The organism is Pseudoflavonifractor capillosus, from assembly GCF_016899775.1.
Lineage (GTDB): Bacteria > Bacillota > Clostridia > Oscillospirales > Oscillospiraceae > Lawsonibacter.
The window spans coordinates 1-13,188 of the sequence record NZ_JACJJE010000068.1; the positions used below are offsets into that span (position 1 = coordinate 1).

Genomic DNA, 13,188 nt, shown 5'->3' on the forward strand with positions numbered 1-13,188 from the left:
CGCAAATGCCTAGGCTGGAAATCTCCTCTTGAACTCTTTTTTCACAAACCGTTGCACTTCACTTGACAATCCGCCCGTTGGGAAAGTACCTCGCCGCCCGCAGGCGGCGAAATCCCTGCGATTCACAGAAACAAAAATCAGTGATTGGCCAGCCGGTAAATCTCCAGAATATCCTCATACCCCAGCACCCGGAAGGCCCCGATGGTGCGCTGGCCGTAGAAGGTGCACCGGCGGGCCAGCTCCTCCAGCTCCTCCTCCGTCTGAAGGCCGCAGCCCAGCTCCACCAGGCTGGTGGGCATGCCCAGAGAGCGGAAGAAGTCCACCGTCCGGGCGATGGCCTCCTGGGCCAGCTCCTCCTGGGTCCGCCCGGCGGGGTCCAGCCCCCACACCTTCACGCCGTACTGGGCAAAGCGGGCGGGGTTGGTTTTCCAGCAGTAGGCCGCCCAGCTGCCCCAAACGGCGGACAGGGTGGCCCCGTGGGCGAGGTCGAACCGGGCGCTGAGCTCGTGACCCAGCTGGTGGGGGGCGAAGTCCTTGGGGGCCCCCAGGCCGGTGAGGTCGTTGTGGGAGAGGCTGCCCGCCCACATGAGCTCGCTCATAGCCTGGGCGTCGCGGGAGTTTTTATGGGCGCGGGCCCCGCAGGTAATCACCGTGCGCAGCAGTCCCTCGGCGATCTCGTCGGTGAGCAGATTGCCGGTGACCGAGGTGAAGTACCGGTCCAGGGTGTGCATCATAATGTCCACCACCCCGCAGGAGACCTGGTAGGGGGGCAGGGTGTAGGTGAGCTCCGGGTCCAGAATGGCGAACTTGGGCCGGAGCAGGTCGGAGCCCAGCCCCCGCTTCACCAGCGTCTCGTCGTGGGTGAGAACGGCGGTGTCGCTGGTCTCGCTGCCGGAGGCGGAGATGGTGAGCACCACTCCGATGGGCAGAATCCGCTCCACCGGCCGCTTCCGCTGCCAGAAGTCCCACAGGTCGGCCTCCGGGTTGGCCGCCCCCAGGGCGATGGCCTTGGAGGCGTCGATGACGCTGCCGCCCCCCACGGCCAGGATCAGGTCGGCCCCGAAGTCCAGGGCCTTCTGAACCCCCTCCCGGGCCTGAAACAGGCGGGGGTTGGGGTGGATGCCGCCGAAGGTATCGTGGGCCAGGCCTGCCCCATCCAAGGAGGACAGCACCCGGGAGAGCAGTCCGCTGGCCTTGGCGCTCTGTCCGCCGTAGACCACCAGGACGCGCCGCGCCCCCAACTGGGCGGCCTTGGGACCGGCCTGAGCCTCGGTACCGGGGCCGAAGACAATGGCGGTGGGCTGATAAAATTCAAATGCATGCATGATACAGAAGTTCCCCCTTTCCAAAACTTAAAACCATAAGAAAATGGTAGCACAACCGCTGTCCGGTGGCAAGGGGAGGGGGACCATTTTCTCCCGGAACGCATAGGCTGGGATGTGGCACAGCCACATAGAACGATCCAAGGAGAAGGAGCGTATCCTGCTATGAATCATTACCTTCCATCCGACCGGGGCGGCCGGCCCTGTGGGGAAGTGGTGGCCTATCTGACTACCTCGCGCCCCTCGGACTGCTGCTGCCCCGCCCCGTGCCCGCCTCCTTGTCCGCCGCCCTGTCCTCCGGTCTGGGGCCCAACCGGCCCCACGGGACCTCAGGGACCCACCGGTCCCACTGGACCCACCGGCCCCCAGGGGATTCAGGGGCCCCAGGGCTTTGCCGGCCTGCCCGGCCCCACTGGGTCTACCGGTCCGCAGGGGACGCCCGGGCCCGATGGGCCCACTGGTCCCACCGGTCCCCAAGGAAATCCAGGCCCTGACGGCGCCACCGGCCCGACAGGTGCCACAGGTGCTCAGGGTGCAACGGGTCCAACCGGCCCGACGGGGGCTACAGGTGCCCAGGGGGCAACCGGCCCAACCGGCCCGACAGGTGCTACAGGAGCCCAGGGAGCCACCGGCCCCACCGGCCAGACGGGGGCTACAGGTGCCCAGGGGGCCACAGGCCCCACCGGTCCCACCGGCCCGACAGGCGCCACGGGGGCTCAGGGGGCCACCGGTCCCACCGGCCCGACGGGCGCTGCGGGAGCTCAGGGCGCCACCGGCCCCACCGGCCCGACAGGCGCCACGGGAGCTCAGGGGGCAACCGGCCCAACCGGCCCCACAGGTCCTACTGGTCCCACCGGTCCCACCGGCCCGTCCGGTGAGGACGGAGATGCGGCCACCGTCCAGGTGGGCACCGTGACCACCGGAGAGCCGGGGAGCCAGGCGGCGGTCACCAACTCCGGCACTCAGCAGAACGCGGTGTTGAACTTTACCATTCCCCGAGGGGATGCGGGGACCGGGAGCCAGCCGGTCACCCTGCTGTCCGCCTATTCCACGCCGGTACAGAACGGGACCTCCGGCACTGCGCTGATCTTTGACCGCAACGGACTGAGCTATGGCAGTGCGATCTCCCATGCCAGCAACAGCGCGGCCTTTACCATCAACACGCCGGGCGTCTATATGACGTCCTTCCAGGGGGTCATCAATCCGGCCTCCGGGGTCAACTTCCCTCTGAGCATCACCCTGACCCTCCAGCAAGGGGGGAGCGGCGTGCCGGGCGGGGGAGTGCTGCACACCTTCCACACCTCGGCGGACGCGGCAGTGCTGCCCATCGCCGTGCCGGTGGCCGTCACCTCCGCCCCCTCCACCTTACAGCTGGTGGGGACGGGAGGCAGCTTCCAGTACAGCGGCATCACCATGACCATCACCCGGCTGGGGGACATTCCCACCGCCTGATTGGCCGGCCGCCGCCAGCGATTTCAGAGAGGGCGCAAAGCGCCCTCTCTTTTTGAAAAGGAGAGGTTGAGAATGAAAATCGTGGTGTATGCCATCGCCAAGAACGAGAGCTCCTTTGTGGACCGGTGGATGGACTCCATGTCCGAGGCGGACCAGGTGGTGGTGCTGGACACCGGCTCCGACGACGGCACGGTGGAGCGGCTGCAGGCCCGGGGCGCTCAAGTGACGGTGGAGCGGATCGTCCCCTGGCGGTTTGACCAGGCCCGGAACCGCTCTCTGGAGCTGGCCCCGGAGGACGCGGACGTGTGCGTGTGCACCGACCTGGACGAGGTGTTCCGTCCCGGCTGGCGCTCCGCTTTGGAGGGGGTCTGGACCCCGGAGACCCGGCAGGCCTCCTATCGCTACACCTGGAGCTTTCAGCCCGACGGCTCCGAGGGGGTTGTATTCTGGCAGGAGAAAATACACGCCCGCCGCGGCTTCCGGTGGGTCCACCCGGTCCATGAAGTGCTGGAGTGGGTAGGCGAAGGGGAACGGGGCCCTATGGTTTCTGTCCAGGGAATCCAGCTGGACCACCACCCAGATCCCCAAAAATCCAGGGGGCAGTACCTGCCCCTGCTGGAGCTGTCGGTGGCGGAGGACCCGGAGGACGACCGGAATCTCCACTACCTGGGCCGGGAGTACCTCTACTACGGCCGGTGGGACGACTGCATCCGCACCCTGACGCGGCACTTGTCTCTGCCCAGCGCCGTCTGGCGGGACGAGCGGGCGGCCTCCATGCGGTATATCGCCAGAGCACACGCCCGGAAGGGGGAGCGGGACGAGGCCCGGGACTGGTATCTGCGGGCGGCGGCGGAGGCCCCCCACCTGCGGGAGCCCTGGGTGGATCTGGCCATGCTCCTCTACGAGAACCAGGAGTGGGAGGGCGTGCTGTACGCCACGGCCTGCGCCCTGAAGATCCGGGAGCGGCCCCGCACCTATATCTGTGAGGCGGAGGCATGGGGCAGTCTGCCCCACGACCTGCGCTGTCAGGCCTATTACCACACCGGGCGCCTCCCTCAGGCCCTGGAGGAGGCCCGGCTGGCCCTGGCCGCCGCCCCCTCAGACCCCCGCCTGGCGGGGAATGCGGCGCTGTTAGAGAAGATGGCGGGGACAGCCGGGGAGCTGTAAAGAAGCTGCAAGCGGTGCGGGGCAGTCCGTACCGCTTTTTCTGAGAATGGGGATGCCTTTTGTGCAAGGTGACGATTCCAAAACGGGAGAGAACTGGTGAAAAAATGGAGGATCTGGGCAGAAATGCACAATTTCCTACCGTAAACAGGACGTTTTTCCTCCCGCCTCCGGCGTTAAGAAACCGTTAAAAATGTTGTTTTTTCTCTGGAGGAGAAGTATCATGTATCAGAATAGAAATCAGTCTGTTAACATGGAAACGAATGTGAGGAGCATTTTCAGTTTATGAGTCTTCGTATCGGCATCGACATCGGCTCCACCACGGTCAAGGTGGTGGTGCTGGACGAACAGAACAAGCTGCTGTTCCGCTCCTATGAGCGGCACTACTCCAAGACCCGGGAGCGGGCCTGCGAGACCCTCCGGTCCATTTCGGACATGCTGGCGGGCAGGCAGGTGAAGATGGTCATTACCGGCTCCGCCGGACTGGGAGTGGCCAACGCCTCCGGGATCGACTTTGTTCAGGAGGTGTACGCCACTGCCGCGGCGGTGAACACCTACATACCGGGGACCGACGCGGTCATCGAGCTGGGGGGCGAGGACGCCAAGATCATCTTCTTCGGCGGCGCCCTGGAGGAGCGGATGAACGGCTCCTGCGCCGGCGGCACCGGCGCCTTCATCGACCAGATGGCCACCCTGATGAACGTGTCGGTGGATGAGCTGGACGCCCTCTCTCTGAAGCATGAGAAGATCTACCCCATCGCCTCCCGCTGCGGCGTGTTTGCCAAGAGCGACATCCAGCCCATCCTGAACCAGGGCGGGCGGAAGGAGGACGTGGCCGCCTCCATCTTCCAGGCGGTGGTGGACCAGACGGTGGCCGGCCTCACCCAGGGCCGGGAGCTGAAGGGCAAGATCGTCTTTCTGGGCGGCCCCCTCCACTTCCTCATGGGCCTGCGGGAGCGGTTTGTGGAGACCCTGAAGCTGGATGAGGAGCACGCCGTCTTCCCCGAGGACGGGGACTGCTTTGCCGCCATGGGCGCGGCCCTGTGTTCTTCCGACTATGACACCATCCTCTTTGAGGACGCCCTGAAAAAGCTGGAGGAGAGCGTGGATACCACCACCCTGGTGGACACCATGCCCCCCCTGTTCCAGGACGTGGCCGAGTACGGCGCCTTCTGCGCCCGGCACAACGCCAAGCGCCCGCCCCAGGTGGACATCAAGACCTATGAGGGGCCCGCCTGGCTGGGCATCGACGCCGGCTCCACCACCACCAAGCTGGCCCTCATCACCGAGGACGGGGGACTGCTGTACACCTACTACCACTCCAACCTGGGCAACCCGGTGGCCATTGTGCTGGAGCAGCTGCGGGAGATCTACGCCCAGTGCGGGGACCGCATTGAGATCCGCGGCGTGGCGGTCACCGGCTACGGCGAGGACCTGATCAAAAACGCCTTCTCCTGCGATCTGGGGCTGGTGGAGACCATGGCCCACTACAAGGCGGCCGCCCACTTCGAGCCCGACGTGGACTTCATCATCGACATCGGCGGCCAGGACATGAAGTGCTTTAAAATCCGCAACGGAGCGGTGGACTCCATCATGCTCAACGAGGCCTGCTCCTCCGGCTGCGGCTCCTTCATCGAGACATTTGCCAAGGCCCTGGGCTACACCATCGCCGACTTCGCCAAGCTGGGCCTGTTCGCCCAGAAGCCGGTGAACCTGGGCTCCCGCTGCACCGTGTTTATGAACTCCAGCGTGAAGCAGGCCCAGAAGGACGGGGCCAGCGTGGAGGAGATCTCCGCCGGCCTGTCCATCTCCATCGTGAAAAACGCCATCTACAAGGTCATCCGGGCGGCCTCCGCCGACGACCTGGGCAAGCACATCGTGGTCCAGGGCGGCACCTTCCTCAACGACGCGGTCCTCCGGGCCTTTGAGCAGGAGCTGGGCCGGGACGTGACCCGCCCCACTATCTCCGGCATCATGGGGGCCTTCGGCGCGGCCCTGGCGGCCCGGGACCTGCACCTGGAAAAGAGCGCGGTGCTCACCGCCCAGGCCCTGGAGAAGTTCACCCACACCGCCAAGCCCGCCACCTGCGGCCTGTGCACCAACCACTGCGCCCTGACGGTCAACACCTTCGACGGCGGCCGGCGCTTTGTCTCGGGCAACCGGTGCTCCCGCCCTCTGGGAGAGGAGCCCACCCACCTGCCCGACCTGATGCGCTATAAATACGCAAAGCTCCGCGCCCTCCAGGGCAAGGGCCAGGGGGACGGCTCCCGGGGGCGCATCGGCATCCCCTTCGGCCTGAACATGTACGAGAACCTGCCCTTCTGGTTTGAGCTGTTCACCCGCCTGAATTTCGAGGTGGTCCTCTCCCCGGAGTCCAGCCGGAAGCTGTATGTGAAGGGCCAGCGCACCATCCCCTCGGACACGGTGTGCTACCCCGCCAAGCTGCTCCACGGCCATATGGAGGCCCTGGTGGAGCAGGGGGTGGACGCCATCTTCTACCCCTGCATGCCCTACAACTTCAACGAGGGGGTCAGCGACAACAACTACAACTGCCCCGTGGTGGCCTACTACCCCGAGCTGCTGGCTGCCAATGTGCCGGAGCTGAAAAAGACCCGGTACCTGTATCCCTACTTCGGCCTGCACCGCCCCAAGGACTTTGAGAAGCACGCCGCCAAGTGGTTTGAAGAGGAGTTCAACGTCCCCAAGAAGGAGACGGTGGCCGCCGCTCGGGCGGCCTACGGGGCCTATGACGCCTATAAAGAGGACCTGCGCGCCACTGCCCAGCAGTACATCGCCCAGGCCCGGGCCGAGGGCCGCCCCATCCTGGTGGTAGCCGGCCGTCCCTACCACATGGACCCGGAGATCAACCACGGCATCAACGACCTGATCACCAACTACGGCTTTATCCTGATCACCGAGGACGCGGTGGCCTATCTGGAGGATAAGGCCCCCCGCCACGTGCTCAACCAGTGGACCTACCACGCCCGTATGTACAACGCCGCCCGGTATGTGTGCACCCAGCCGGACATGGAGCTCATCCAGCTGGTGAGCTTCGGCTGCGGCATCGACGCCATCACCGGCGACGAGATGCGCTCCATCCTGGAGGAGGGCGGCAAGCTGTACACCCAGCTGAAAATCGACGACATCAGCAACTTGGGCGCTGTCAAGATCCGTATCCGCTCCCTGATGGCGGCCATTGAGGCGCGCAAAGCGAACTGATTGCGGGTCATACGGCCTGCTTATAGGGGCGGATACCATCCGCCCGCGTTATAGAGTCGTGCCGTATATACGGGCGGCTGATAGCCGCCCCTACATCGGGCGCGAAACAAAAAGGAGTATTTATGGCTAAGTTAGTATACGACGAGACCGGCCGTCTGCTGTTTACCAAGGAGATGAAGGAGGAGTACACCCTCCTCATGCCCCAGATGCTCCCGGTCCACTTCAGCATGATGCAGAAGCTGCTGCAGAACGCCGGGTTCAAGGTGGACATGCTCACCACCAACCACCGGGGGATCGTGGATGAGGGCCTCAAGTACGTCCACAACGACACCTGCTACCCCGCCCTGCTGGTCATCGGCCAGCTCATCGACGCGGTGAAGCACGGGGGCTATGACCCCCACAAGGTGGGCCTGCTCATCACCCAGACCGGCGGCGGCTGCCGGGCCTCCAACTACATCCACCTGCTGCGCAAGGCTCTGGAGAAGGCGGATATGGCCTACATCCCCGTGGTGTCCGTCAACCTGTCCGGCCTGGAGAAGAACCCCGGCTTCAAGCTGACCCTCCCCTTTATCCGCAAGGCGGTGTACGCCATGATGTACGGGGACATTATCGTCAACGTGGCCAACCAGGTCCGCCCCTATGAGGTGAACCAGGGGGAGACCGACGCCATGATCGAGGCCTGGACCCACAAGCTGGTGGACGGCTTCGAGGCGGGCAAGGGCATGAGCCGGGGCCAGATGCGCCGCCTGTTTGCCCAGATCTGCGACGACTTCGCCGCCATCCCCGTCCAGGGAGAGCCCAAGGTCCGCGTGGGTGTGGTGGGCGAGATCTATGTGAAGTTTGCCCCCCTGGGCAACAACAATCTGGAAAAGTTCCTCCTCAGCGAGGGGGTGGAGCCGGTGGTCCCCGGCCTCACCGACTTTATCATCTTCAAGATCTACAACCGTGTGGCCGACGTGGACCTGTACGGCGGCAAGTGGATCAAGAAGGCGGCCTGTAAGATCTTCATGGGCTATGTGGAGAACTGCCAGAAGGATATGATCCAGGCCCTGGAGAATTCCGGCCGCTTCCGGGCCCCCGGCACCTTCCAGGAGCTGCACTCCCTGGTCCACGGGTACCTGGGGGACGGCAACAAGATGGGGGAGGGCTGGCTCCTCACCGCCGAGATGCTGGAGCTCATCCACTCCGGCACCAGCAACATCGTGTGCACCCAGCCCTTCGGATGCCTGCCCAACCATATCGTGGGCAAGGGTATGATCCGCAAGCTGAAGGAGGACTATCCCGATTCCAATATTGTGGCCATCGACTACGACGCCAGCGCCACCAAGATCAACCAGGAGAACCGGATCAAGCTCATGCTGGCCAACGCCAAGGGCATGGCCAAGCAGGAGAAGGCCGCCCGGGAGGTTCCTGCCCAAGAGGCGGCGGAGCCCCTCACCCGCGCCTCCGCCCACGCCTGACCTACTTTTCTTGAAAGAAAAGTAGGCAAAAGAACTTCCTTTCTTTGAAAAAGAAAGGAAGCAAAGAAATTTTCTGCGAAGCTTCGCTTCGCCTCTTGGGTACAGATACGTCTGGCGTAATTTGATACGCGGCTGACAGCAAAAAAAGTCCCGGAAACCGGATTGAAACCGGCTTCCGGGATTTTTGTTCTTTATCAAAAACGGCGGGGCGCTGGAGAGCTTCCAGCGGCCCGCCGTCTGGTTGAGAGGGAAAGTTTTTTATCCGTCGATGACCTCGCCGGTGAGCACCTCCTTGGTGTCCACGGTGAGCTCCCCGTCCCGGCAGTCCACGGTGATGCGGGAGCCGGGCTCCACCTGGTCGGCGATGATCTTCTTGCTGACGAGGGTCTCCACTGTGTGCTGGAGGAACCGGCGCAGGGGACGGGCACCATAGATGGGGTCGTAGGCGCTCTCGATGATATAGTCCTTGGCGGCGGGGGTGAGGTCCACCGTGAGCTGCTTGTCCTCCAGGCGGCGGTTGATGTCGGCCGCCATCAGGTCGATGATGTGGGTCACGTTCTCCTTGGTCAGCGGCTTATAGAACACGATCTCGTCCAGCCGGTTCAGGAACTCGGGGCGGAAGGACCGCTTCAAGAGCTCATTTACCTGGTCCCGGGCCTGCTGGCTGATCTCTCCGCTTTCGTCGATGCCGTCCAGCAGGTACTGGCTGCCCAGGTTGGAGGTCAGGATGATGATGGTGTTCTTGAAGTCCACAGTGCGGCCCTGGCTGTCGGTGATCCGGCCGTCGTCCAGCACCTGGAGCAGGATGTTGAACACATCGGGGTGGGCCTTCTCCACCTCGTCAAAGAGGATGACGGAGTAGGGCTTCCGCCGCACGGCCTCCGTCAGCTGGCCGCCCTCCTCATAGCCCACGTATCCGGGAGGCGCGCCGATAAGCCGGGACACGGAGAACTTCTCCATATACTCGGACATGTCGATGCGCACCAGGTTCTTTTCGCTGTCGAACAGGGCCTCGGCCAGGGTCTTGGCCAGCTCGGTCTTGCCCACGCCGGTGGGGCCCAGGAACAGGAAGGAGCCGATGGGCTTGTTGGGGTCGGCGATACCGGCCCGGCTTCTCAGAATGGCCTCGCTGACCAGGCGCACCGCCTCGTCCTGGCCCACCACCCGCTTGTGGAGGATGTCCTCCAGGTGGAGGAGCTTCTCCCGCTCGCCCTCCATCAAACGGGCCACGGGGATTCCGGTCCACCGCTCGATGATGCGGGCGATCTCCTCCTCGGTGACCTTGTCCCGCAGCAGAGAGCGGGCCTTGCCCTCGTTGGCGATCTGCTCCTCCGCCTCCAGGGCCTTTTTCAGCTCGGGGATGCGGCCATACTGGAGCTGGGCGGCCTTTTCCAAATCGTACTCCCGCTGGGCCTTCTCCAGCTGGGCGTTGGCCTCCTCCAGGTCGGAGCGCAGCTTCTGCACCTTGCCGATGGCGTTTTTCTCGTTCTCCCACTGGGCCTTCTTGGCGTTGAACTCATCCCGCATGTCGGAGAGCTCCTTCTGGATCTCGGCCAGGTGTTCCTGGGACAGCTTATCGGTCTCCTTTTTCAGGGCGGCCTCCTCGATCTCATGCTGGATGATCTTCCGCTGGATCACATCCAGCTCAGTGGGCATGGAGTCGATCTCGGTGCGGATCATGGCGCAGGCCTCGTCGATGAGGTCGATGGCCTTGTCGGGCAGGAAGCGGTCGGTGATATACCGGTTGGACAGTGTGGCGGCGGCGATGATAGCCCCGTCGGTGATCTTCACCCCGTGATACACCTCGTACCGCTCCTTGAGGCCGCGGAGGATGGCGATGGCGTCCTCCACCGAGGGCTCGTTCACCATCACCGGCTGGAACCGCCGCTCCAGAGCGGCGTCCTTCTCGATATACTGGCGGTACTCGTTGAGGGTCGTCGCGCCGATGCAGTGGAGCTCGCCCCGGGCCAGCATGGGTTTCAGCAGATTGCCCGCGTCCATGCTCCCCTCGGTCTTGCCCGCCCCCACGATGGTGTGCAGCTCGTCGATGAACAGGATGATCCGGCCCTCCGACTTGCGCACCTCGTTCAGGACGGCCTTCAGCCGCTCCTCAAATTCGCCCCGGTACTTGGCGCCTGCAATCAGGCTGCCCATGTCCAGGGAGAAGATGGTCTTGTCCTTCAAACTGTTGGGCACGTCGCCCTTGACGATTCGCTGGGCCAGACCCTCGGCGATGGCGGTCTTGCCCACGCCGGGCTCGCCGATGAGGACGGGGTTGTTTTTCGTCTTTCGGGACAGGATGCGAATGACGTTCCGGATCTCGTCGTCCCGGCCGATCACCGGGTCCAACTTGTTCTGCCGGGCCCGCTCCACCAAGTCGGTGCCGTATTTCTTCAGGGCGTCGTAGGTCTCCTCCGGGTTGTCGCTGGTGACCCGCTGGTTGCCCCGGACGGAGGCCAGGGCCTGCATGACCTTTTCCTTTGTCACATTATAGGTGCGGAACAGCTCCTTCAAACTGCGGTTGGCGCTGTCCAGCAGCCCCAGGAAGATGTGCTCCACCGAGATATACTCGTCCTTCATGGACTGGGCGGTGGACTCGGCAGCTTTCAGGGCCTTGTCCACATCCTGGGCGATATAGACCTGTCCCGCCTCCCGGCCGCCGCCGGACACCTTGGGCAGTTTCTCCACTTGGGCGGTTACCGCGGCGGTGAAGCTGGGCACCGTCATGCCCATGGCGGACAGAAGCTGGGGAATGAAGCCCTGCTCGTCGCTCAGAAGGGCCAGGAGCAGGTGCTCCTGCTCGATCTGCTGATTGCCGTGCTCCACGGCGATATCCTGGGCCCCCTGAATGGCGGCCAGGGATTTTTGGGTAAATTGGTTCATGTTCATACGCAGAAACCTCCTTTGCTTCGGTTTCGATGTTTTCATTGGTTTTAGCACTTAATAAATAAGAGTGCTAACACTAGGGTATAACAAACCCATCAAAAATACAAGAGGGGAAGAAAAAATTTTCGGAAAAAGCGGGCGGACCTACAGGTCCGCCCGCCAGAATTTTTCTTCTGCTTACTGAATGGAGATCTTCCGGCTCTGGGGGATGACCTCGCCCTGCTTGGGCAGGATCAGCGTCAGCACGCCGTTCTCATAGGCGGCGGAGATGCCCTCCTCCTGGATGCCGCTCACATCGAAGGAGCGGGCGTAGCTGCCCACCCGGCGCTCCCGGCAGATGTACTTGCCGTCCTGCTTGTTCTCGGCGGTCTCCTGGTGCTTGGCGGTGATGGTCAGCACGTTGTCCTCCAGGTGCAGGTCGATGTCCTCCTTCCGGAAGCCGGGCAGGTCGGCCTCTAGCAGGTAGTGGTCGCCCTGGTCCTTGATGTCGGTGCGGAAGGCGGGCAGCCGTCCGCTGGGCTGAGCGGGGAACATGCTGCGCTCCATCTCGTCAAACAGGTCGTTGAAGGTGCGGCTCATATGGTTAAAGGGAAGCATGGTATACATGGTAAAAACTCCTTTCGGCGCTGGGGGAGCGTTCTGTTCCGGCCCCCGGCCTCTCTTAACTTTGGCTTTAGTATACCGTGGAATTATGAACAGTTCTCGCAAAATATATGTCTAAATTGTAAATTTTAGCACTCAGTGAAATAGAGTGCTAATTTTGAGGAGGCCGCCTTGTCCGCCGTCTCTCCGGCTGATATAATAGGAGAGAAATCAAAATCGGCCTCCCCCGCCGGGGCGGAGGCGCGCAGATCAGGAGGGAGTCGTTCCATGAAGATCCTCGTATTTGGCCCCAAGGCCCGCTATGACGCCTACATGCCGGAGTTTGCCCGGGAGCTGGGGGCGGAGCTGGTGTTTTGCCCCCTGGGCAGTTCGCCCCGCCAGGCGGCGGCGGACAACCCGGACGCCCAGGTGCTGTTTGACGATCCGGTTATAGATGTGGACCGGGAGATTCTGGACCTGCTGCCCAATCTGAAGCTGATCCAGTCCGAGGGGGTGGCCTTCAACCGCATCGACCTGGAGGCGGCCCGGGAGCGGGGCGTCTACGTGTGCAACAACAAGGGGTGCAACGCCGACTCGGTGGCCGAGCACACGGTGATGCTCATGCTCATGGCCCTGCGCCACGGGATCACCGGCCACAACGCGGTGCGGGAGGGCCGCCAGATGCAGATGAAGGAGGCAGTGATGGCCTCCAATAGCCCGGAGCTGGGGGAGCAGACCGTGGGTCTGGTGGGCCTGGGGGATATCGGTCAGGCGACCGCCCGGCGGCTGAAACCCTTCGGATGCAAGCTGTACTACTACACCCTACACCGCCGGCCCCCGGAGGTGGAGGCGGAGCTGGGGGTGACCTATCTGCCCCTGGAGGAGCTGTTCTCCGCCTGTGATGTCCTGTCCCTCCACTGCGCGGTGAACGACCAGACCCGGGGCATGGTGAACGAGGCCCTTCTGGAGCGTGTAAAGCCCGGGGCCATTCTGGTGAACACCGCCCGGGGGGATCTGGTGGACAACCTGGCGGTGCGCCGGGCCCTGCTGGACGGCCGCCTGGGGGGCATCGCCATGGACACCCTGGCCCCCGAGCCCACCCC

Annotated in this window: 8 protein-coding genes and 1 pseudogene; 6 read left to right on the plus strand and 3 right to left on the minus strand. The window is 63.7% G+C overall.

From position 1 onward, the window contains the following. Positions 1 to 137: 137 nt before the first annotated feature. On the minus strand, positions 138 to 1,325 hold the full coding sequence (locus tag H6B31_RS14725) for an iron-containing alcohol dehydrogenase (RefSeq protein WP_204899190.1): 1,188 nt from the start codon (positions 1,323 to 1,325) through the stop codon (positions 138 to 140). A 303-nt stretch (positions 1,326 to 1,628) separates the two neighbouring features. Here H6B31_RS14725 and H6B31_RS17840 point away from each other — a divergent pair. The 5 genes and pseudogenes from H6B31_RS17840 to H6B31_RS14745 all read left to right on the plus strand — a co-directional run. Beyond that, positions 1,629 to 2,195 (plus strand): annotated as a pseudogene (locus H6B31_RS17840) (collagen-like domain-containing protein); the annotation flags it as partial. 39 nt (positions 2,196 to 2,234) lie between these two features. Beyond that, positions 2,235 to 2,774: a hypothetical protein gene (locus tag H6B31_RS17340; protein WP_243419080.1), complete on the plus strand. Its 540-nt coding sequence runs from the start codon at positions 2,235 to 2,237 to the stop codon at positions 2,772 to 2,774. Positions 2,775 to 2,846: 72 nt separating this feature from the next. Then, positions 2,847 to 3,941 carry a tetratricopeptide repeat-containing glycosyltransferase gene (locus H6B31_RS14735; RefSeq protein ID WP_204899192.1) on the plus strand — a complete coding sequence of 365 codons (1,095 nt, stop codon included), beginning with the start codon at positions 2,847 to 2,849 and terminating at the stop codon, positions 3,939 to 3,941. Between the two features lie 282 nt (positions 3,942 to 4,223). Next, positions 4,224 to 7,157: an acyl-CoA dehydratase activase gene (locus H6B31_RS14740; RefSeq protein WP_204899193.1), complete on the plus strand. Its 2,934-nt coding sequence runs from the start codon at positions 4,224 to 4,226 to the stop codon at positions 7,155 to 7,157. A 122-nt stretch (positions 7,158 to 7,279) separates the two neighbouring features. Beyond that, positions 7,280 to 8,617 (plus strand): 2-hydroxyacyl-CoA dehydratase, encoded by a 1,338-nt coding sequence (locus H6B31_RS14745; RefSeq protein WP_204899194.1) that lies wholly within the window; start codon positions 7,280 to 7,282, stop codon positions 8,615 to 8,617. A 258-nt stretch (positions 8,618 to 8,875) separates the two neighbouring features. Here H6B31_RS14745 and clpB read toward each other — a convergent pair whose 3' ends face one another. Together clpB and H6B31_RS14755 are read right to left on the minus strand one after the other, a co-directional pair. Continuing rightward, positions 8,876 to 11,506, minus strand: coding sequence for an ATP-dependent chaperone ClpB (gene clpB / locus H6B31_RS14750; protein WP_204899195.1), 2,631 nt, complete (start codon positions 11,504 to 11,506; stop codon positions 8,876 to 8,878). Positions 11,507 to 11,680: 174 nt separating this feature from the next. Then, positions 11,681 to 12,109, minus strand: a complete 429-nt coding sequence (locus H6B31_RS14755; RefSeq protein WP_204899196.1) for an Hsp20/alpha crystallin family protein — start codon at positions 12,107 to 12,109, stop codon at positions 11,681 to 11,683. Between the two features lie 264 nt (positions 12,110 to 12,373). Between H6B31_RS14755 and H6B31_RS14760 the strand changes: the two genes are divergently transcribed. Further along, positions 12,374 to 13,188: 2-hydroxyacid dehydrogenase (locus tag H6B31_RS14760; RefSeq protein ID WP_204899197.1), on the plus strand; the 815-nt coding region annotated here is incomplete at its 3' end.

Bases quoted from the DNA above. Each gene is read 5' to 3' on its own strand.
- H6B31_RS14725 (WP_204899190.1), bottom strand. From the start codon at position 1,325: ATGCATGCATTTGAATTTTATCAGCCCACCGCCATTGTCTTCGGCCCC.
- H6B31_RS14735 (WP_204899192.1), top strand. From the start codon at position 2,847: ATGAAAATCGTGGTGTATGCCATCGCCAAGAACGAGAGCTCCTTTGTG.
- H6B31_RS14740 (WP_204899193.1), top strand. From the start codon at position 4,224: ATGAGTCTTCGTATCGGCATCGACATCGGCTCCACCACGGTCAAGGTG.
- H6B31_RS14745 (WP_204899194.1), top strand. From the start codon at position 7,280: ATGGCTAAGTTAGTATACGACGAGACCGGCCGTCTGCTGTTTACCAAG.
- clpB (WP_204899195.1), bottom strand. From the start codon at position 11,506: ATGAACATGAACCAATTTACCCAAAAATCCCTGGCCGCCATTCAGGGG.
- H6B31_RS14755 (WP_204899196.1), bottom strand. From the start codon at position 12,109: ATGTATACCATGCTTCCCTTTAACCATATGAGCCGCACCTTCAACGAC.